Below are 18801 nucleotides of genomic sequence, written 5' to 3' on the forward strand. Positions count from 1 at the left end.
AGGCATGCGGTCAATGGGTGTACCGCCACCGCAGGGACGGTTCACGTCGGGCCATTCCTTGGCGACCGGGTCCTGATTGACCTGAGTCAGGCGCAGCGCGCCTGCTGGTTCACGAGCGTTCTGCGGAGGATTTTACGACGTCGGCCAGGCTTTGCGCCAACTGCTGCACTTCGGCCGCGTCGGCGCCCTCCACGGTGACTCGCACCAGCGGCTCGGTGCCGGAGGCGCGCAGCACCACACGGCCGCGGCCACGCAGCGTCTGTTCCGTATCGGCCAGCGCCTGGCGCACGGCATCGCCGTCCAGCGCCTCGCGTGCACCCTCGGCCCGTACGTTGATCATCACCTGCGGCAGCTTGCGCAGGCCTTGCCGCGCCGTGGCGAAGTCCTCGCCGGCCAGCGCCTCCAGCACAGCCAGCGCAGAGACGATGCCGTCGCCGGTGGTGGCGCGGTCCAGGCAGAGGATGTGGCCCGAGGTCTCGCCGCCCAGCACGCCGCCGCGCTCCTTGAGCTGCTGCAGCACGTATCGGTCGCCGACCTTGGCGCGGACCAGCTCGATGCCGAGCTGGTCCAGCGCGAGCTGCAGGCCGTAATTGCTCATCAAGGTACCGACCAGCGGTCCGTGCAGCTGGCCGCGCGCCTGCCAGGCGCGTGCGATCACGTAGAGCAGGTCGTCGCCGTCGGCAAGCACACCGTGGCGGTCGACTATCTGCACGCGGTCGCCGTCGCCGTCGAAGGCGATGCCGAGGTCCGCGCCCTGCTCCAGCACCGCGCGCTGCAGCGCCTGCGGATGGGTGGAGCCCACGTCTCGGTTGATGTTGAAACCGTCGGGCTTGTCACCGATCGCCGTCACCTCGGCGCCCAGTTCGGTGAAGACCTTGGGCGCGACCTGGTAGGTAGCGCCATTGGCGCAATCCAGCACGATCTTCAGGCCGTTGAGGCTGAAGTCCTCGGCCACCGTGCTCTTGCAGAACTCGGCATAGCGGGTCACTGCATCGTCGATGCGGCGCGCCTTGCCCAGTTGTTCGGAAGGCACGGTGACGAAGGGGGCGTCGATCTCCGCCTCGATGGCATGCTCCATGGCGTCGCTGAGCTTCTCGCCCTGCGCGGAGAAGAACTTGATGCCGTTGTCGTAGTGCGGATTGTGCGAGGCGCTGATGACGATGCCGGCCTCGGCGCGCAGCGATCGGGTAAGGAAGGCCACCGCCGGCGTCGGCATCGGCCCCAGCATGCGCACGTCCACGCCGGAGGAAACCAGGCCGGCTTCCAGCGCGGCTTCGAACATGTAGCCGGAAACGCGGGTGTCCTTGCCGATCAACACGCCGCGGCGTGCCCCGCCCTGCTGCCGGAGCACCGCGCCGAGGGCGCGGCCGAGGCGCAGCATGAACTCGGCATTGATCGGCCATGCGCCTACCGCGCCGCGAATACCGTCCGTGCCGAAATACTTGCGCTGACTCATAGATAATGCCTTTCCGAAGGGTTCCCTGTCCCGGCGACGGCGCTTCGTGCGCCGCCGTCCCATCGTTTCTTTTTAGTCGTCGTCCGGCCAGCGCGGAGCCGTCGGCTTCGGATCGCGGCGCGGCGCCTCGTCGCCTGCATGAACGCCCTGCCATACCGCCAGGGCGTCCACCGTCGCAGCCACGTCGTGCACGCGCACCATGCGCGCGCCGCGCTGAACCGCGATCAACGCGGCGGCGGCGGAGCCGGCAGCACGCTCGGCCGGCGCTTTGCGACCGGTCAGCGCACCGATCATCGACTTGCGCGACAAACCCGCGTACACGCCACTGCCCAGGTCCGCGAAACGCTCCAGCGCGCGCAGCAAGGCCAGGTTGTGTTCGAGGTTCTTGCCGAAGCCGAAGCCCGGATCGACCATCACCTTGCGCTTGTCGATGCCGGCAAGCTCGCAGGCGAACAGGCGGTCGGCGAGGAAGCGATGCACTTCGCCCACCACGTCGTCGTAATGCGGATCGTCCTGCATGCTGCGCGGCTCGCCCTGCATGTGCATCAGGCACACCGGTACACCGAGTGCCGCCACGGCATCCAGCGCGCCTTCGCGGCGCAGCGCATACACGTCATTGACCATGCCCGCGCCCGCCGCGACCGCGGCGCGCATCACCTCGGGCTTGGAAGTATCGACGGCAATCGGCAGCACGGTGCGCGCGGCCAGTTGCTCGATCACCGGAATCACCCGGCGCAATTCCTCCTCCACTGGCACGTCGGCCGCGCCGGGGCGGGTCGACTCGCCGCCCACGTCAAGCATGTCGGCACCCTGCTCCGCCAGCGCCAGCCCATGCGCCACGGCTGCTTCGGTGGTGGCGTGTTCGCCGCCGTCGGAAAACGAGTCGGGCGTGACGTTGACGATGCCGGCCACGCGCGGGCGATCCAGCACCAGTCGACGACCGGCGCAGTCGAGCACTGTCGCGAACATGGCATCGAGCGCAGTCATGCCGGTTCCTGGCCGCCCAACGGACCCATGTAGCGGCGGTAGTAGCGCAATTCCTCGATGGAATCACGGATATCCGACAAGGCGGTATGCGCGGATTCCTTGCCGAAGCCCTTGCCGATCGCCGGCGCCCAGCGCCGCGCCAGCTCCTTCAGCGTGGACACGTCGAGGTTGCGGTAATGGAAGAAACGCTCCAGCCGCGGCATCTGCCGGTGCAGGAAGCGGCGGTCCTGGCAGATCGAGTTGCCGCACATCGGCGACTTGCCCGCCGGCACCCAGTCGCGCAGGAAGTCCAGCGTGGCTTGCTCGGCCGCCGCATGGCCAGCCTCGGAGTCGAGCACCTGTTGCCACAGGCCGGACCTGCCATGCTGGTTGCGGTTCCAGGCGTCCATCGCCTCCAGCCGGTCCAGCTCGTGGCGGATCGCGAACACCGGGCCCTCGGCCAGTACGTTCAGTTCCTTGTCGGTGACGATGGTGGCGATTTCCAGGATCGAGTCGGCGTCGGTATCGAGGCCGGTCATCTCCAGATCGATCCAGATCAGGTTGTCTTCGTTGGCTTGGCTCATGCGCCCTCCTGGGCGCGCAGTCTATCAAGGGATGCCCTGATTGGCCCCGGTGCCAGGAAGGCCTGCCTCCCTTCCTCGCCCCTCGGAACCGTAGCCATCCACGGACGCCCCCTTGCTCGCCGACATGCCTGTGGTCTGCGGGCAAGCAGACCGGCGCCGCCTGCGCTGGGCCAATCCGCGTACCCGCATGCGATCATCGGGTCCCATGCAGACCTTCTTCTGGCACGACTACGAGACCTTCGGCGCCGACACCCGGCGCGACCGCCCGGTACAGTTCGCCGGCGTCCGCACCACCACAGAACTGGAAATCGTCGGCGAACCGGTGATGTTCTTCGGCAAGCCGCCTCGCGACAGCCTGCCCCATCCCGAAGCCTGCCTGATCACCGGCATCACGCCACAGCAGGCCGAGCGCGAAGGTATCAACGAGGCCGAGTTCGCCGCCCGCGTGCACGAGCAACTCGCCGCGTCCGGTACCTGCGGTGTGGGCTACAACTCGCTGCGCTTCGACGACGAAGTGACGCGGCAGCTGCTCTACCGCAATTTCTACGAGCCTTACGGCCGCGAGTGGGAGAACGGCAACTCGCGCTGGGACCTGATCGACCTCGCGCGCATGTGCGAGGCGCTGCGGCCCGAAGGTATCGCGTGGCCGACCCGCGACGACGGTACGCCCAGCTTCAAGCTCGAACTCCTGGCCGCCGCCAACCACCTGCAGCAGGAGCGCGCGCACGACGCGCTCTCCGATGTGCACGCGCTGATCGACCTGGCCCGATTGATCCGCGTGCGGCAACCGCGGCTGTGGGACTGGTTCTACGCGCTGCGGCGCAAGCAGCGCGTGTTCGAGCTGCTCGACGTGGCCGGCATGACGCCGCTGGTGCATGTGTCCTCGCGCTACCCCGCCAGCCGGCACTGCCTCGCGCTGATCGCACCGCTGGCGTTGCACCCCAGCCGACCCGGCGAGGTGATCGTCTGCGATCTTGCCGACAATCCGGCCGGATGGCTTCAGCTGGACGAGGACGAGATCGCCGACCGCGTGTTCACCGCACGTGCCGACCTGCCGGAGGGCGTCGAACGCATCCCGCTGCGCACCGTGCGGGCGAACCGCGCCCCTGCGCTGGCGCCGCTCTCCGCGCTGAAAGGCTTGGACCTGGCTCGCCTGCAGCTCGATCCCGAGCGCTGCCTGGTCCACCGCGACAAACTGGCTGCCGCCGACGGGCTGGCAGCCAAGGTCGCCCGCGTGTTCGCCCGCGCTGCCGAGCTGCCGCCGCCGGAAGACCCCGAGCTGGCGCTGTACGGCGGTTTCCTGCCCGACGCCGACAAGCGCCTCTTGCGCGAAGTGCGCGCCACGCCGCCGGAACAGCTGGCCACGCGCACCTTCCCGTTCCGCGATCCACGCTATGCGGAATTGCTTTTCCGCTACCGGGCCCGCAACTGGCCGGAAGCCCTGGACGCCGACGAGCGGGAGCGCTGGGAAAGCTTCCGCCGCCAACGCCTCACCTGCGAAACGCTACTTACCACGCTCACCCTCGACGGCTACTTCGCCACGCTCGCCGCCTTGCGCGCCGATCCCGCACGGCAGGACAAGCTGCCCCTGCTGGATCAGTTGCAGGCCTGGGGCGAACAGCTGGCCGCCGAACTGACCTGACAGAGTCCCTCATGCCCCACGCCTATTTCAGCCCCGCCACGTTCAAGTTTCTGCGTGCGCTCGACCGCAACAACAGCCGCGACTGGTTCCAGGCGCACAAGAATGACTACGAGCGCCGCGTGCGCGAGCCGTTCCTGCAGCTCATCACCGACCTGCAGGCGCCGCTGGCGAAGATCAGCCCGCACTACCGCGCCGACCCACGCAAGAACGGCGGCTCGCTGTTCCGCATCTTCCGCGACACCCGCTTCTCCAACAACAAGCTGCCGTACAAGCCTTGGCAGGGCGCGCGCTTCTTCCACGAACGCCGCCACGAGATTCCCGCGCCCTCGTTCTACATGCACATCCAGCCCGGCGACTGCTTCGCCGGCGGCGGCATGTGGCATCCCGAACCCGAGGCGCTGAAGAAGATCCGCGCCTTCCTCGCCGACAATCCCGCCACCTGGAAGAAGGCCACGCAGAGCCCGGCCTTCCGCGAACACATGACCTTCTGGGGCGAATCGCTGAAACGCCCGCCACACGGCTACGACCCCGGCCACGAGCTGATCGAGGACCTGAAGCGCAAGGATTTCGCCTGCGGCGAAGGCTTCGACGAGGCGCTGGCCTGCTCCACGGAACTGCTGCCGTGGACGGTTGCCTGCTTCAAGCGCGTGGCGCCGATGGTGGACTACCTCTGTGCCACCCAGGAACTGGAGTTCTAGCCCGTCCTTCGGCGCAGCAGCAACCAAGCGCTTACACCGGCGCTCACCACCGCCGTGATGACGACGTAATATGCCGGCGCCATGCGTCCGGCATGTACGGCGAGCCAGCCGATCATCGCGGCAGTGCCGGCGCCGAACACGGCGTAGGCCACGTTGTACGAGAACGACAGGCCGGAGAAGCGCACCGGCGGCGGGAACGCCTGCACCATCACCACGGGCACCACGCCGGTCACGCCCACCAGCAGGCCGATCAGCGCGTAAAGCGACAGGAAATGCGCGCCGCCTGTGGCGAGGTCGGCGAACAAGGCCCAGGTGCCAGCCATCAGCAGCAACGAGCCGATCAGCAGGGTCCACAAGGCGCCGCAGCGATCGGCCAGCCAGCCGTAGACCATGCAGCCCGCAGTGAGCGCGCAGGCTGCCAGTGCATTGCCCAGGAAGGCCAGCTTCGGCGGAATGCCGAAACCGTTCGGCGCGAGCGTCGGCAACATCAGGATCAGCACCACGATCGCCGCCGTGAGCATCCAGGTCACCAGCATCGACACCACCACGCCGCGCCGGTGTCCGGCCAGCACCACGCGCAATGGCAGTTCCCGGCTGAGCTGTTTGCGTTCGCGCATTTCCGCAAACACCGGCGTCTCGCTGAGCCAGCGGCGCAACCACACCGCGGCAAAACCGAACACGCCGCCCAGCAGGAACGGCACCCGCCATCCCCAGTCCAGCAACTGGGCCGGAGCCAGCCGGGCGTTGAGCCAGGCCGCCAACAGCGAACCGATCAGGATGCCCGCGGTCAGCCCCGCGGTCAGGCTGCCGCAGGCGAAACCTGTGCGTGTAGGCGGCGCATGCTCGGCTACGAACACCCAGGCACCCGGCACTTCGCCGCCCACGGCGACGCCCTGCACAATGCGTAGCAGCAGCAACAGCAACGGCGCGAACATGCCGATTTGCGCGTAGGTGGGCAGCAGGCCGATCGCCAGCGTGGGCAGCGCCATCAGGAACACGCTGAGGGTAAACATGCGCTTGCGCCCCGAACGATCGCCGAAGTGCGCCATCACGATGCCGCCCAGTGGCCGCGCCAGGTAGCCCGCGGCGAAGATGCCGTAGACCTTGACCTGGGCCAGCCACGACGCGGTGCCCTGCGGAAAGAACAGCGCACCCAGCTGCTTCGTGAGGAACACGAACACCACGAAATCGTAGAACTCCAACGCGCCGCCCAGCGCGGACAACAGCAGGGTGCGGGCGTCGCGGCGATCAAGCCGGCGCGCTGCCCCGCCTGTCATCTCCGGTGTCGACCATGTCGTGGCTTCGCTCATGAGGGAATCGTGGCCCGGTGCGGAATGAGTCCGGCAACATAGCTCAGAGCACGGCACTACGCGATGCCGCCCGCATCCCCTATGCTCGCCCCTGTCCGGCGGGATGCCGGGCCACACGGGCGGGCCGGCCAATCTGCATGCGACCCGCCCGGCGCCGTTTTCAGGGGGAGAGGAAACGTCGTTCGACCCTGGCCTCCGGCCAGTCATCCGGCATGCGTCGCCTTGCCGCGACGCTCGTGTCCATACATGCAATCGAAAAGGAGTTATCGATGAACCTGGGCAAACGCATGGCAGCCGAATTCTTCGGCACGTTCTGGCTGGTACTGGGAGGCTGCGGCAGCGCCGTGCTGGCTGCGGGATTCCCTCAGCTGGGTATCGGCTTCGTCGGCGTGGCGCTGGCCTTCGGCCTCACCGTGCTGACCATGGCTTACGCGGTCGGCCACATCTCCGGCGGCCACTTCAACCCGGCCGTGACCTGCGGCCTCGCCGCCGGCGGCCGCTTCCAGGCGAAGGAAGTACTGCCCTACATCGTCGCCCAGGTGATCGGCGGCCTCGTCGCCGGCGCGGTGCTGTACGCCATCGCCACCGGCAAGGCGGGTTTCGACGCCAGCGCCAGCGGCTTTGCCTCGAACGGCTATGGCGACCACTCGCCCGGCGGCTATTCGATGGGTGCGGCGGCGGTGTGCGAGATCGTGATGACCGCCTTCTTCCTGTTCATCATCATGGGCACGACCCACAAGAACGCGGCGGCCGGCTTCGCCGGCATCCCGATCGGCCTGGCGCTGACCCTGATCCACCTCATCAGCATTCCGGTCACCAACACTTCGGTGAACCCGGCGCGCTCGACCGCAGTGGCCTTCTTCCAGGGCACCTGGGCAGTCCACCAGCTGTGGTTCTTCTGGGTGATGCCCATCATCGGTGGCGTCGTCGGCGGCCTGATCTTCCGCTACCTGCGCAGCGACGACGAATAAGCGGCACGGCTGCACCGGGCCACACGACACGCGGCCCCCGGCCGCGTGTCTGTTTCAGGCTTCGTAAAGCTCGATCGGCAAGCCGTCCGGATCGGCAAAGAAGACGAAGCGTTTGCCGGTGTACTCGTCCACCCGCACCGCTTCGCAGGCCACCCCGCGGGCAGACAACGCCGCCGCCGCGGCATCCACGTCCGGCACCACGAACGCGAGGTGACGCAGTCCCTGCGCCTCCGGCCAGGAAGGACGCGGCGGCGCACCCGGAAAGGAGAACAGCTCCAGCTGCACGCCGGGGCTGACTTCCAGGTCGCACTTCCAGGAATCGCGCGCCTCGCGGTAGACCTCGCGCACGATACGCAACCCCAGCGTCCCGCTGTAGAACGCCTTCGAGCGCGGATAGTCCGAGCAGATCAGGGCGACGTGGTGAATGCCGCGCAGCAAGGGCTCCGGCATGGTCAGGCTTCCGAAAAGGGAAACGCCAGCACGTCGGCGATCGCGTCGGTGCCGGCCAGGCACATCAGCAGGCGCTCCACGCCCAGCGCCACGCCGGCGCAGTCGGGCATGGCATCGAGGACGGCGAGCAGGTGCGCGTCCAGCGGTGGTTCGCTTTGTCTACGTTCGCGGCGGCGCGCGTTGTCGCGCTCGAAGCGCGCGCGCTGTTCCGCCGCGTCGTTGAGCTCGTGGTAGCCGTTAGCCAGTTCGTACGGGCCGAGGTACAGCTCGAAACGTTCGGCCAGCGGCGGATCGCCGGGGCGCACCCTGGCCAGCGCGCACTGGCTGGCCGGATAGTCGTGGATCACGGTGATGCGCTCGCGCGGAAACGCCGGCTGCAGCTTGTGGGTGAGCAGCAAGTCCAGCCAATCGTCGCGGGTGAGCCCCTCGGGATCGATGCCCAGGCCGGCCAGCGGCTCGCGCAGTTCGTCGATGGGTGCGTGCGCCGGGTCCAGGCCCAGTTCGTCGATGAACAGCTGGCGGTACCCCTCGATCAGCACTTCGGCACGGCGGCCCAGCATCGCCAGCGCCGCGGCCACCAGCTCGATGGTCTCGTGCATCAGCCGACGATGATCCCAGCCCACCCGGTACCACTCCAGCATGCTGAACTCGGGGTTGTGCCGCCCACCCGCCTCGCCGTTGCGGAACACCCGCCCCAGCTCGTAGCAGTCGCCCACACCCGCCGCGAGCAGACGCTTCAGCGGGTGCTCCGGCGAGGTACGCAGCCAGCGCTCGCGCGCCCCGGCATCGACATGGCCGCTGAACTGCGTGCTGAAACTCTCGATGTTCGGCTCGGTGTTGCCGGCCGCCGAGAGGATCGGTGTCTCCACCTCCAGCACTTTGCGCTCGGCGAAGAACGTGCGTATCAGCGCGTAGAGGCGCGCGCGCAGTTGCAGTGCTTCGTGCAGCCCCGGGTTCTTCACGGCGCGACTCCATGCTCGGCCAGCAAGGCCAGCAACTGCGCCTCGTCCCATACCGGCACGCCCAGCTCGTTTGCCTTGTCGAGCTTGGAGCCGGCTTCCGCGCCGGCCACCACGAAGCTGGTCTTCTTCGACACGCTGCCGGCGACCTTCGCACCCAGGGCTTCGAGTTTCTCCTTGGCCTGGTCGCGGCTCATGGTAGGCAGCGTGCCAGTGAGCACCGCAGTCTGGCCTTCCAGCGGCAGGTTGGCCGCCTGTGCCGCCTGGGGAATGACATCCAGCAGGCGTTGCATCGCAGCCTCGGCGACGCGCAATTCGCTCAGCTGCGAAGCGTCCGCCAGATACGCGTCGAGGTTGATCGCCGCCGCCTGCGGCAGCCCGGCGGTGATCCACTGCGCCTGCCCCGCGGCTAGCAGCCGCTGCAGCGTCGGATACTGCGCGGCCAGGAGCAAGGTGCTCTTGGGACCGAGCTTGTTGACGCCCGCCATATCCAGCAGCACGGCAAGTCCCAGCCGCTCGCGCAGTTTCGGCGAAGGTTCGCCTTCGTCGCCGAAATGCATGCCGGCGGCCAGCAAGGCATCGACCACCTGCTGGTTGCCGGGCTGCGCGAAGAAGCCCGCAATCGATGCCGCCACCTCGCCGCCGACATCCGGCAGCACACGCAACACCGGCGCCGGCATGCTGCGCACGAACTCCAGCCGGCCCAGCCACGCCGCCAAGGTCTTCGCCGTGCTTTCGCCGATATGCATGATGCCCAGCCCGAACAGGAAGCGCGCCAGCGTGGTGTTCTTGCTGGCGGCAATGCCCTCGAGCAGGTTCTCGGCCCATTTGGTGGCGATCTTGCCGGCCTTCACCGTCTCCGGCGTGGTGCCGTCGCGCTCGTCGGCGCGGCGCTTCATCTCCAGGAAATCGTCCAGCGTGAGCTTGTAGAGATCGGCCGGTGTGTGCACGTAGCCGAAATCCACCAGCGCATCGACGTAGCGTTCGCCGAGGCCGTCGATATCCATCGCGCGGCGCGAGGCGAAGTGGATCAGCGCCTCCTTGCGCTGCGCCGCACAGATCAGTCCGCCGGAACAGCGGTACGCCGCCTCGCCCTCCTCGCGCAGCAGCGCCGAGCCGCACACCGGGCAATGCGCCGGCATCGTCCATGGCTGCGTGTGCGGCGGACGCTGTTCGGGCATCACACGCACTACTTCGGGAATCACGTCGCCGGCGCGGCGCACGATCACCGTGTCGCCCACGCGCACGTCCAGCCGCGCCACCTGGTCGGCGTTGTGCAGCGTGGCGTTGGTGACGGTGACGCCGGCCACCTGCACCGGTGCCAGCCGTGCTACCGGCGTGGCGGCGCCGGTGCGGCCGATCTGGATCTCGATCGCCTCGACCGTGGTGGTCTGTTCCTGCGCCGGGAATTTGTGCGCGATGGCCCAGCGCGGCGCGCGCGCCACGAAACCCATCGCACGCTGGCCTTCGTAGTCGTCCAACTTGTAGACCACTCCGTCGATGTCATACGGCAAGCTGTCGCGCTTGCTGCCGATGCGCTTGAAATAGGCGATCAGGCCCGCGAAACCGCGTGCCGTGCCCACCTCGGGCGACACCGGGAATCCCCATGCGCGCAGTTGCTGCAAGGTGGCCGAATGCGTTGGCGGCAATGCGCCGCCCTCCACCACGCCCACCGCATAGGCGAAGAAACTCAGCCTGCGCTTCGCGGTGATCGCCGGATCGAGCTGGCGCAGCGAGCCCGCCGCACCGTTGCGCGGGTTGGCCAGCGTCTTCTCGTCGTGCGCGCGCGCGTACGTATTGAATGCCTCGAAATCCTTGCGCAGCATGATTACTTCGCCGCGCACCTCCAGCACGTCGGGCCAGCCCGCGCCGCGCAGCTTCAGCGGGATCGCGCGCACCGTGCGCAGGTTGGCGGTGACATCCTCGCCGGTCTCGCCGTCGCCGCGCGTGGCGCCTTGCACGAACTGGCCGTGCTCGTAGCGCAGACTGATCGCCAGGCCATCCAGCTTGGGCTCCACCGAAAACACCGGTGTAGCGCGGTCCAGCGTCTGCTCGATGCGCCGCTCGAATTCGGCTACCTCGTGGAAACGCACACGGTCGTCTTCCCCCTGCCCCTCATCGACTTGCTGTTCGAAGGCGTTGGACAGCGACAGCATCGGCATCGCATGGCGCACCTCGGCAAAGCCGCCGCTGGCGCGCGCGCCTACCTTGCGGGTGGGCGAATCGCTCGCGGCCAGTTCGGGATGCGCCGCTTCCAGCGCCTCCAGCTCGCGCATCAGGCGGTCGTACTCGGCGTCGGTGATCTCCGGATCGTCGAGTACGTGGTAGCGATAATTGGCCTGCTCGATGCGTTCGCGCAGATCGGCGGCATGGGTTTTGCTGGCGGCGGAAACGGGGGATGCGCTCATGGGGGAAGTTTAGCTACCCGCAGCTTGCGGCGGAGCGTCCAAGTAAGCGAATCGAAAGCCAGCAGGACTAGGCTGAACCACCGGCGGCCACGTCTCAGGGCCGCAAGGGAGGCACCCCATGCGCACGACACGTTTCACGTTGTTGCTGCTCGCCTTCACGCTGTCTGCACCCGCCTTCGCCGGCGGCGGCCCGCTCGGCATCGACCACCGCCTGCATTACGACAACAGCGGCATCTGGAAGCGCACCAACCAGAACATCGTCATGTACGGCTCCATCGTGACGGTGGCCGGCGGCGCACTGGCTTTCGGCGACCAGGACGAGCTGGGCGACACCTTCTGGCGCTCGGTCGACGCGATGGTCATCTCCGGCATCGGCTCGCAGGCGCTGAAGTACACGTTCCAGCGCGAGCGCCCCTCGCAGACCTCCGATCCGAACCGCTTCTTCGAAGGCAGCCACGCGCAGAGCTTCCCCAGCGGCGAGGTCACCGCGATCACTGCCGCGGTAACGCCATTCATCGTGAACTACGGCCACGACCACCCCGCGGTCTACGCGCTGGCGCTGTTACCGGCCTACGACGCGGTGGCGCGCATGAAGACGCGCGGCCACTGGCAGACCGATGTGCTGGCCGGCGCCGCGCTGGGCGCAGGCGTGGGCATCTGGGCAGCGCACCGGAAGTCGTCGCTGATCATCGGCTGGCTGCCCGGCGGGTTCCAGGTCGGCTTCATACACCACTTCAAGCCCCACCCGTGAGCCGCGCCGCTCAGCGGTGCAGATCTCCGGCCGCCTCGGGCTGGTAGTCGATCGACAGCACGGTGAGGCGGCGCGTGCGGCCGTCCGGCGTGGGCCAGTCGATGTGCTTGCCCTTGGCCAGGCCCAGCAGCGCGCTGCCCACCGGCGCCAGGATCGACACGGTGCCGGGCTTGCCGGCCGCATTCGGGTACACCAGGGTCAACTGCTGCGGCGCGCCGCCTTCCTCGCCGGTGAAGCTCACGGTGGAGTTCATCGTCACCACGTTGCGCGGCATCTCCGACGGCTCCAGCACCGTGGCGCGATCCAGTTCCTCGCGCAGCCCGGCAATGGCCGCGGCCTGCGTCGGCGGCAGCCGGTCGAGCAAGGCCTCGATACGCTCCAGGTCGAGGCGGGAAATGGTGATGGCGGGTTTGCGGCTCATGGTCCTTGTCCTGTCGCAGGCAATGCGGGTCGCGCAAAAACACACGCCGGGGCGATGGGCACCCCGGCGCGCAATGGTCTTGGTTGTATCGCCAATCCAATCTGGGGATGGCGATCGATGAAACAAGGCTGACTCTGCGCAGGATCGCGGCGGAAAGCAAGCTGTCATAGCAGCTATCATTGCGGCAATGCCTCAGCAAGCCACCGAGTCCGTCCCCCACGCCGATGCCGTCGCAGCGGCGATCGCGGTCGAAGCCGAACCGGAGATCTCCTCGCGCCAGCGCTACCGCGGCCTGCTCTGGCTGGTGGCCGCAGCGTTCTTCATGCAGGCGCTGGACTCCACCGTGGTCAACACCGCGGTGCCGGCCATGGCCGACGCGCTCAGGGAAACACCGCTGGGCATGCGCAGCGCGCTGACCAGCTACGTGCTGACCCTGGCGATCCTGATTCCCGCCAGCCCGTGGCTGTGCGACCGCTTTGGCACACGCCGGGTGTTCGGCGCGGCGATCGTGCTGTTCGGCCTGGGTTCGCTGCTGTGCGGCCTGTCGCAGACACTGACCCAGCTGGTGGCTGCGCGCGTGCTGCAGGGCGTGGGCGGCGCCGCGTTGATGCCGGTGGGGCGTTACGTGCTGGTGCGCAGTATCGACAAGCGCGAATTCGTGAGCGCGATGAGCACTGTCGCCACCTTTGGCCTGCTCGGCTCGGTGCTCGGGCCGCTGCTGGGCGGCGCATTGGTGGAATACACCTCGTGGCGGCTGATCTTCCTGGTCAACGTGCCGGTGGCAATCGCCGGTTTGTGGATGAACCGGCGCGACATGCCTGAGTACCGGCTGGACCGCGCCAACCCCTTTGACCTCATAGGCTTCCTGCTGTTCGCCGCTGCCTCCGCACTGCTGCTCGCCGCCTCGGAGCTGGCCGGTACCAACCCGGTGCCATGGATGAAAATGGCCGGCTGCAGCGGCATCGCGCTGCTGCTGGGCGTGGCCTACGTCTGGCACAGCCGGCGCACCGCGCACCCGGTGGCCGACCTCACCTTGCTGCGCGTGCGCAGCGTGTGGGTATCGCTGGCCGGCGGCCTGTTCACTCGATTGGGCATTGCCGGCATGTTCCTGCTGCTGGTGTTGTTCCTGCAGGTGGGCTGCGGCTGGTCGCCACTGGCGGCAGGCCTGATGATGGTGCCCCAGGCGGTAGGCGCGATCGCCGCGAAGTGGGTGATCAACCGCGTGCTGGTGCGCTACGGCTACCGCCGCCTGCTGCTGGGCAATACGCTGATCGTGGCACTGCTGCTGGCCGCGTTCGCGCTGTTCGGACCGGGTACGCCGGCGTGGCTGATCGCCCTGCTCACGTTCTGCTACGGCAGTTTTGCCGGCTTGCAGTACACCACCATGAACACGCTGATCTACAACGACCTGGACATCAGCCATGCCTCGATGGCCTCGTCGATGGCATCCACCGTGCAATACCTGGCGATGAGCTTCGGCATCGCGCTGTCCACCTTGCTGATGCAGGGGCTGCTGCGCGGACACGCCGCCGAGGACTTCGTGGTTGCCTTCCGCTGGACGGTGCTGTTGCTGGCCGTGATCACTGCCGCCGCCAGCCGCGTGTTCGGCCGGCTGCGCCCCGATCGATCGGACGAAGCGCTGCCAGCCGCGCACTAAGAGCCTGTTCAATGTCTCCGCGTGGCCCGCGCCGGGAGCTGTTTGCGCGCAAGCCAAGGAAGAACGAGGAAGTGGACGTCGGTCCACGACTGAGTGATGACGCAGGCATGCGGGCAAACAGACCCGGCCCCGGAATTTATAGGTGCAGGGGTTGCCCTCGCATGGCCGCCATGCGGCAGCGCGCGGCTTGACCTGCCAGCCAGGCAGGCGCTGCGCCACGCACCACCACCTGACGGCCATGCGAGGGCAATGCGAGCAACGCGGAGACATTGAACAGGCTCTAAGCATCACGACGCCGGCGCGCGCGGCATGTAGCATGCAGCCTACGCCCTCGCCCGGACGCACCGCATGCACCACGCCAGCGACATCCTGCTGACCCTGTTCATCGTGTTCGTCGCGGCACAGATCGGCGGCGAGATCGCACAACGCCTGAAGCTGCCCGGCGTGGTCGGCGAGATCGCTGCAGGTTGCGTGGTCGGTCCCTCGCTGCTGGGCTGGATCACGCCCGAGCAGGTCGCCACCGGCACGCCGCTGGACGTGCTGGCCGAGGTCGGTGTGGTGCTGCTGCTGTTCTCGGTGGGCCTGGAAACGCGGCTGGAAGACTTGAAGAAAGTCGGCAAGACGGCCTTCCTGGTGGGTGTGATCGGCGTGATCGTGCCGTTCGGCATGGGCGCGCTATGGGCTCACAGCAACAGCTTCAACTGGGACAAATCGATGTTCGTGGCCGCCGCCTTCGTGGCCACCTCGGCCGGCATCACCGCGCGCGTGCTGCAGGAGCTGGGCGCGCTGCAGCGGGTGGAGAGCAAGGTGATCCTCGGTGCGGCGGTGATCGACGACATCCTCGCGATGCTGCTTTTGGGTGTGGTGGTGTCGCTGCAAGGTGGCGAAGAGTTCAAGCCCGGCAACCTGCTGGTGGTGCTGGGCGAGGCAGTGGGTTTCATCGCGGTGATCGGCTGGGGCGGCGCGCGGGTGATGCGCTGGAACTCCAGCTGGCTGGACAAGCCGCGCCACGCGCAATCGCCGCTGCTGATCGCGCTGGCGCTATGCCTGGGCCTGGCCTACGTCTCCACCTTGTTCGGCCTCGCCGCGATCATCGGCGCCTTCCTCGCCGGCATGATCGCCTCGGAAACCCGCCAGCAACACACCCTGGAAAAGCAGACCCAGCCGCTGCTGACCCTGTTGACGCCGTTCTTCTTCGTGATCACCGGCAGCAAGATCGACCTGCACGAACTGGCCAGTGCCGACGCGCTGTGGATGCTGCTGGCGGTCACCGTGATCGCCATCATCTCCAAGCTGGTCGGCGGCGGGCTCGGCGCGCTGTCACTGGGCAGGCGCGGTGCGACCATCGTGGGCTTCGGCATGGTGCCGCGCGGCGAGGTGGGCGTGGTGATCGCCAGCCTTGGCCTGGCCGCCGGCGTGTTCAACAACCGCGTCTACGCGATCATCGTGGCGATGTCCCTGCTCACCGCGATGGTCACCCCGCCGGTACTTGCCTGGCTGCTGCGTCACTCCCCGGAGGACGCGCCGCCCGCGGCGTGATGCCATAACGAAATCTTGCGCTCGCGCGCTTCTACACTGATGCACCTGCGCCACCACCCAAGGAGATCGCCATGAAAATCCATCCCCTGCTCTCGCTCGCCCTGGCCGCCGCGCTCGGCCTCGCCGGCACCGGCGCCGCCGCCGCGCAAGGCAACGGCGTGCTCGTGCGCAACGACGGCATCTATCTGCGCTGCGACCAGTGCGGCACCGTGCAGCGCGTGGAACAGAACATCACCCAGGGCGGCGGCCACGGCACCGCCGGCGCGATCATCGGCGCCATCGCCGGCGGCGTGCTCGGCAACCAGGTCGGCAAGGGCAACGGCAGGAAACTAGCCACCGTGGGCGGCGCCGTGGGCGGCGGCTTCGCCGGCCACGCGATCGGCAACAACACCGGCAGCAATACCAGCTGGCTGGTGCGCATCAAGATGGGCAACGGCAGCTACCAGAACATCCAGGTCAAGGACGCCAGCGGCATCCGCCAGGGCGACATGGTGCAGGTGGACGCGAATGGAAACATCGCGCGGATCCAGTGAAGGTCTCCGGATCGTGTGAAACACAACGCCCCGTCAGGGGCGTTGTGCGTTTCCGGCAATTCGCGGAATTCCGTCTGGCAGCACGTCGCCTCTGCATCTAAACTGTTTCGGCTCATGTCTTGCCCACGGCAAGCGGGCTTTCTGTATCGCCATCGACCTAAGGAGCGAGGCGCGAGCCGATGGTTGGGGGATTCGCAGCTGGTTCCTGGCGCAGCCAGATCGCCGTTGCCGTCTCGTACGGCATCGGTGTCACGCTGTTCCGCCAGCTTTCCATCTCGCACTGGCTGATCCTGACCGGCTTCCATCTTGCCGTCCTGCTGCTGGTCGACCGCCGCTACTGGTTCGCCCTGGTCGTCGGCGAGGCCGTCTCGCTCGCGCACATGAGCCTGACCAACGCGGACCAGATGGGCACCACCTGGGCCGTGCTGAACGTGGTGCCCTCCATCGTGTTCATGATGCCCATCGTGCATCTGTTCCGCAGCCGCTGGCCCATCGTGACGAAAGATGCCGCGAACATGAGCGCGCTGCTCGCCTGCGCGCTGCTGCTCGCGTTTCTCATGTCTGGCTACGACATCATGATGCTGGCCCTCACCAAGCTGCCGCCCGGCTACGTGGTGCACTACGGCGAACTGGCGGCGCGATGGTGGCTGGGCAATTTCCTGGGCGTCCTGACTCTGACGCCTATGCTGCTGTGCGTCTATTTGTTCTGCAGCGGACACTCGTGGATGTCCCTGGGAAGCCGGCTGGCCTGGAACGGACTGCTGATCGAAAGCGGGATGCTGCTGGCCCCTATCCTGTTGCTGCTCGTCTGGGTCGCGCTGATGGCGCCGGCGAATGCTTCCGTGCGCCAGCTCGCGCAGATCGGCCTGTTCGTGCCGGTGGTCTGGCTCACCCTGCGGCACGGCTGGCAGGGAGCGGCCATCGGCGGAACGCTGGCGAGCACGGCGATCACCGCGCTGATGCCGGAACGCTACGACCACCACACGCTGCAAGCACAGGTGTTCATCGCCTTTGCCATCAGCACGATGCTGTTGCTGGGGGAGCGTATCGCCGTACTTCGCCGGCGCAGCGAAACCGAACGTCTGGACCTGCGCATGGCGCTGGCCCTGGCCCAGCGCAACATGCAATCCGGCGAGACACAGTTGCGCATGGCTTCACACGCCGTGGAACAGGCGCGCGAAACGGTGAACGCCGGCTTCGTCGCCATGTCCACACGGCTTCGTCATACGCAGCCGGACATCGACGACAGCAAGTATCAGCGCCGTGCCCTGGTTGCGCAGGACCAGCTCTATCGCGTGGCCGACGGGCTCTACCCGGTTGCGTGGGGACATCAAGACCTGACCGCGATGATCCGGGAAGGAGCGATCGCCAGAATGCTGGGCGAAGCCGGGATCGGCTACTGGAGCGAGCTCCGCGGGCCGCTGGATCGCTTGTCGCCTGCACTGCGACTGGCCATCTATCGCGTCGCCTGCGAATCCGTCGCCGCGCTTTGCAATCCCAGGGACGTGAGCCGGATCGGCCTGTATCTCCGCTGCCGAAAGCATGGGCGTCAAAGCGTTATGCTGCGTGTCGAGGCTCAAATCGACCAGGCACGTGCCGACAAGGTGCAATGGGAGGAGCTTCTGCCGCATCTGCACCAGATCACCAGCGGCCTCGGACTGCAGGCGATCCACGACCGCGCGGTGACCTACGAGGGAGCTTGCCGCGAAAAGCGGCGGCCGGATGGCCGCCGGATCAGCGTGCTGCTGCGTGAACCCGAAGCACCCGGCAACACCTGAGCGTGCCGGGCACCCTGTGCGTCGGTCCGCCATCACTGGATGTGGTTGTTGCACTCGATCGGATCACAGGTATCGGAATCTGCTGGCGTCGCGTTGAGCTGCAGCGTGCCGTCGCTCAGCAACGTGGCGGTGACCGTGGTCGAGCCGTCCCGATACACGGTGGCGGGAGCCGCACTCGGGACCGCGGCGGTGGTGACCGCGGCCGGGGTCTGCGGCGTGGTCACCAGCTGCGCGAAACGTCCCACCGGCAAGGTGACGAACTGACCACCTGCCGTGCCGAACGCACCCAGCACGTTGCCGTTCAAGTCGTTCACCTGCACGTACTTCACGCCCCCCAGCACAAACACGTAGACGTGGAAGCTCGGGTTGGCACTGACATCGGCCGCATTGGGCCATGCCTGGCCAAGCCCCGTGGCGGGCGGGTTTCCGGCAAACGCGGTGGCTGACACTCCCAGGGAAAACAAACCGGCGAGCAAGACGCGGCGAGACGTGACGTTCATGGTCAATCCCCTCTCGAAATGATGGAATGGACATGCCCCGGTAATCCCCCCGCTTTTAGCGCTCGCCAAAAGTGGAGCTAAGCGGGCAAGGCCAATTTCTGCATGGGTGTGATGCCGCCGAGAGCCATGTTCGGACGCTCGTGGTTGTATGTCCATAGCCAGTGGGTCGCCGATGCTT

General features: G+C 67.4%; 17 protein-coding genes. 8 read left to right on the top strand and 9 right to left on the bottom strand.

Annotated elements, in window-relative coordinates; translation table 11 throughout:
- Positions 1 to 109 precede the first annotated feature (109 nt).
- The 3 genes from glmM to orn form a co-directional block, all read right to left on the bottom strand.
- Positions 110 to 1456 carry a phosphoglucosamine mutase gene (gene glmM / locus ISP14_RS18320; protein WP_404542729.1) on the bottom strand — a complete coding sequence of 449 codons (1347 nt, stop codon included), beginning with the start codon at positions 1454 to 1456 and terminating at the stop codon, positions 110 to 112.
- A gap of 72 nt (positions 1457 to 1528) precedes the next feature.
- Positions 1529 to 2443 (bottom strand): dihydropteroate synthase, encoded by a 915-nt coding sequence (gene folP, locus ISP14_RS18325; protein ID WP_404542731.1) that lies wholly within the window; start codon positions 2441 to 2443, stop codon positions 1529 to 1531.
- Positions 2440 to 3006, bottom strand: a complete 567-nt coding sequence (gene orn / locus ISP14_RS18330; RefSeq protein WP_404542733.1) for an oligoribonuclease — start codon at positions 3004 to 3006, stop codon at positions 2440 to 2442. Before orn ends, folP begins: the two co-directional genes overlap by 4 nt.
- A 205-nt stretch (positions 3007 to 3211) precedes the next feature.
- Between orn and sbcB the strand changes: the two genes are divergently transcribed.
- On the top strand, positions 3212 to 4648 hold the full coding sequence (sbcB, locus tag ISP14_RS18335) for an exodeoxyribonuclease I (RefSeq protein ID WP_404542735.1): 1437 nt from the start codon (positions 3212 to 3214) through the stop codon (positions 4646 to 4648).
- An 11-nt stretch (positions 4649 to 4659) separates the two neighbouring features.
- Positions 4660 to 5346: a DUF2461 domain-containing protein gene (locus tag ISP14_RS18340; RefSeq protein ID WP_404542737.1), complete on the top strand. Its 687-nt coding sequence runs from the start codon at positions 4660 to 4662 to the stop codon at positions 5344 to 5346.
- Here the strand turns inward: ISP14_RS18340 and ISP14_RS18345 are convergent.
- Entirely contained in the window at positions 5343 to 6656 is a 1314-nt protein-coding gene (locus ISP14_RS18345; protein WP_404542740.1) for an MFS transporter, read from the bottom strand. The genes ISP14_RS18340 and ISP14_RS18345 overlap by 4 nt on opposite strands.
- 269 nt (positions 6657 to 6925) lie before the next feature.
- Between ISP14_RS18345 and aqpZ the strand changes: the two genes are divergently transcribed.
- Positions 6926 to 7627, top strand: coding sequence for an aquaporin Z (gene aqpZ, locus ISP14_RS18350; protein ID WP_404542743.1), 702 nt, complete (start codon positions 6926 to 6928; stop codon positions 7625 to 7627).
- A gap of 54 nt (positions 7628 to 7681) precedes the next feature.
- On the opposite strand, the gene gloA2 is transcribed toward aqpZ, so the two are convergent.
- The 3 genes from gloA2 to ligA are packed head-to-tail and all read right to left on the bottom strand — an operon-like array spanning position 7682 to position 11444.
- Entirely contained in the window at positions 7682 to 8077 is a 396-nt protein-coding gene (gene gloA2 / locus ISP14_RS18355; RefSeq protein ID WP_404542746.1) for an SMU1112c/YaeR family gloxylase I-like metalloprotein, read from the bottom strand.
- A 2-nt stretch (positions 8078 to 8079) separates the two neighbouring features.
- Positions 8080 to 9039: an EF-P lysine aminoacylase EpmA gene (gene epmA, locus ISP14_RS18360; RefSeq protein WP_404542749.1), complete on the bottom strand. Its 960-nt coding sequence runs from the start codon at positions 9037 to 9039 to the stop codon at positions 8080 to 8082.
- Positions 9036 to 11444: an NAD-dependent DNA ligase LigA gene (ligA, locus tag ISP14_RS18365; RefSeq protein WP_404542752.1), complete on the bottom strand. Its 2409-nt coding sequence runs from the start codon at positions 11442 to 11444 to the stop codon at positions 9036 to 9038. The genes epmA and ligA overlap by 4 nt, the downstream gene beginning before the upstream one ends.
- Before the next feature lie 118 nt (positions 11445 to 11562).
- Here ligA and ISP14_RS18370 point away from each other — a divergent pair, with 118 nt between their 5' ends.
- Positions 11563 to 12195: a phosphatase PAP2 family protein gene (locus tag ISP14_RS18370; protein ID WP_404542754.1), complete on the top strand. Its 633-nt coding sequence runs from the start codon at positions 11563 to 11565 to the stop codon at positions 12193 to 12195.
- A 10-nt stretch (positions 12196 to 12205) separates the two neighbouring features.
- On the opposite strand, the gene rnk is transcribed toward ISP14_RS18370, so the two are convergent.
- Positions 12206 to 12616 carry a nucleoside diphosphate kinase regulator gene (rnk, locus tag ISP14_RS18375; protein ID WP_404542757.1) on the bottom strand — a complete coding sequence of 137 codons (411 nt, stop codon included), beginning with the start codon at positions 12614 to 12616 and terminating at the stop codon, positions 12206 to 12208.
- 187 nt (positions 12617 to 12803) lie between these two features.
- On the opposite strand from rnk, the gene ISP14_RS18380 reads away from it, so the two are divergent.
- The 4 genes from ISP14_RS18380 (at position 12804) to ISP14_RS18395 (ending at position 18123) form a co-directional block, all read left to right on the top strand.
- Positions 12804 to 14273: an MFS transporter gene (locus ISP14_RS18380; RefSeq protein WP_404542760.1), complete on the top strand. Its 1470-nt coding sequence runs from the start codon at positions 12804 to 12806 to the stop codon at positions 14271 to 14273.
- A 348-nt stretch (positions 14274 to 14621) separates the two neighbouring features.
- A complete protein-coding gene (locus ISP14_RS18385) occupies positions 14622 to 15812 on the top strand; it encodes a cation:proton antiporter (protein ID WP_404542763.1) in 1191 nt (396 codons plus the stop codon).
- A gap of 71 nt (positions 15813 to 15883) precedes the next feature.
- Positions 15884 to 16345: a glycine zipper 2TM domain-containing protein gene (locus tag ISP14_RS18390; RefSeq protein WP_404542766.1), complete on the top strand. Its 462-nt coding sequence runs from the start codon at positions 15884 to 15886 to the stop codon at positions 16343 to 16345.
- Positions 16346 to 16524: 179 nt separating this feature from the next.
- Positions 16525 to 18123, top strand: coding sequence for an MASE1 domain-containing protein (locus ISP14_RS18395; RefSeq protein WP_404542769.1), 1599 nt, complete (start codon positions 16525 to 16527; stop codon positions 18121 to 18123).
- Positions 18124 to 18155: 32 nt separating this feature from the next.
- Here ISP14_RS18395 and ISP14_RS18400 read toward each other — a convergent pair whose 3' ends face one another.
- Positions 18156 to 18623: a hypothetical protein gene (locus tag ISP14_RS18400; protein WP_404542772.1), complete on the bottom strand. Its 468-nt coding sequence runs from the start codon at positions 18621 to 18623 to the stop codon at positions 18156 to 18158.
- Positions 18624 to 18801 lie beyond the last annotated feature (178 nt).

It is taken from the genome of Dyella agri (assembly GCF_044904705.1).
GTDB classification, from domain to species: domain Bacteria; phylum Pseudomonadota; class Gammaproteobacteria; order Xanthomonadales; family Rhodanobacteraceae; genus Rhodanobacter_A; species Rhodanobacter_A agri.

What these genes read in the sequence shown, in the direction of transcription:
- ISP14_RS18395 (WP_404542769.1), top strand. Translation starts at nt 16,525, where the DNA reads ATGGTTGGGGGATTCGCAGCTGGTTCCTGGCGCAGCCAGATCGCCGTT.
- ISP14_RS18345 (WP_404542740.1), bottom strand. Translation starts at nt 6,656, where the DNA reads ATGAGCGAAGCCACGACATGGTCGACACCGGAGATGACAGGCGGGGCA.
- folP (WP_404542731.1), bottom strand. Translation starts at nt 2,443, where the DNA reads ATGACTGCGCTCGATGCCATGTTCGCGACAGTGCTCGACTGCGCCGGT.
- aqpZ (WP_404542743.1), top strand. Translation starts at nt 6,926, where the DNA reads ATGAACCTGGGCAAACGCATGGCAGCCGAATTCTTCGGCACGTTCTGG.
- ligA (WP_404542752.1), bottom strand. Translation starts at nt 11,444, where the DNA reads ATGAGCGCATCCCCCGTTTCCGCCGCCAGCAAAACCCATGCCGCCGAT.
- ISP14_RS18385 (WP_404542763.1), top strand. Translation starts at nt 14,622, where the DNA reads ATGCACCACGCCAGCGACATCCTGCTGACCCTGTTCATCGTGTTCGTC.
- gloA2 (WP_404542746.1), bottom strand. Translation starts at nt 8,077, where the DNA reads ATGCCGGAGCCCTTGCTGCGCGGCATTCACCACGTCGCCCTGATCTGC.
- ISP14_RS18380 (WP_404542760.1), top strand. Translation starts at nt 12,804, where the DNA reads ATGCCTCAGCAAGCCACCGAGTCCGTCCCCCACGCCGATGCCGTCGCA.
- orn (WP_404542733.1), bottom strand. Translation starts at nt 3,006, where the DNA reads ATGAGCCAAGCCAACGAAGACAACCTGATCTGGATCGATCTGGAGATG.
- ISP14_RS18390 (WP_404542766.1), top strand. Translation starts at nt 15,884, where the DNA reads ATGAAAATCCATCCCCTGCTCTCGCTCGCCCTGGCCGCCGCGCTCGGC.
- ISP14_RS18370 (WP_404542754.1), top strand. Translation starts at nt 11,563, where the DNA reads ATGCGCACGACACGTTTCACGTTGTTGCTGCTCGCCTTCACGCTGTCT.
- sbcB (WP_404542735.1), top strand. Translation starts at nt 3,212, where the DNA reads ATGCAGACCTTCTTCTGGCACGACTACGAGACCTTCGGCGCCGACACC.
- rnk (WP_404542757.1), bottom strand. Translation starts at nt 12,616, where the DNA reads ATGAGCCGCAAACCCGCCATCACCATTTCCCGCCTCGACCTGGAGCGT.
- glmM (WP_404542729.1), bottom strand. Translation starts at nt 1,456, where the DNA reads ATGAGTCAGCGCAAGTATTTCGGCACGGACGGTATTCGCGGCGCGGTA.
- ISP14_RS18340 (WP_404542737.1), top strand. Translation starts at nt 4,660, where the DNA reads ATGCCCCACGCCTATTTCAGCCCCGCCACGTTCAAGTTTCTGCGTGCG.
- ISP14_RS18400 (WP_404542772.1), bottom strand. Translation starts at nt 18,623, where the DNA reads ATGAACGTCACGTCTCGCCGCGTCTTGCTCGCCGGTTTGTTTTCCCTG.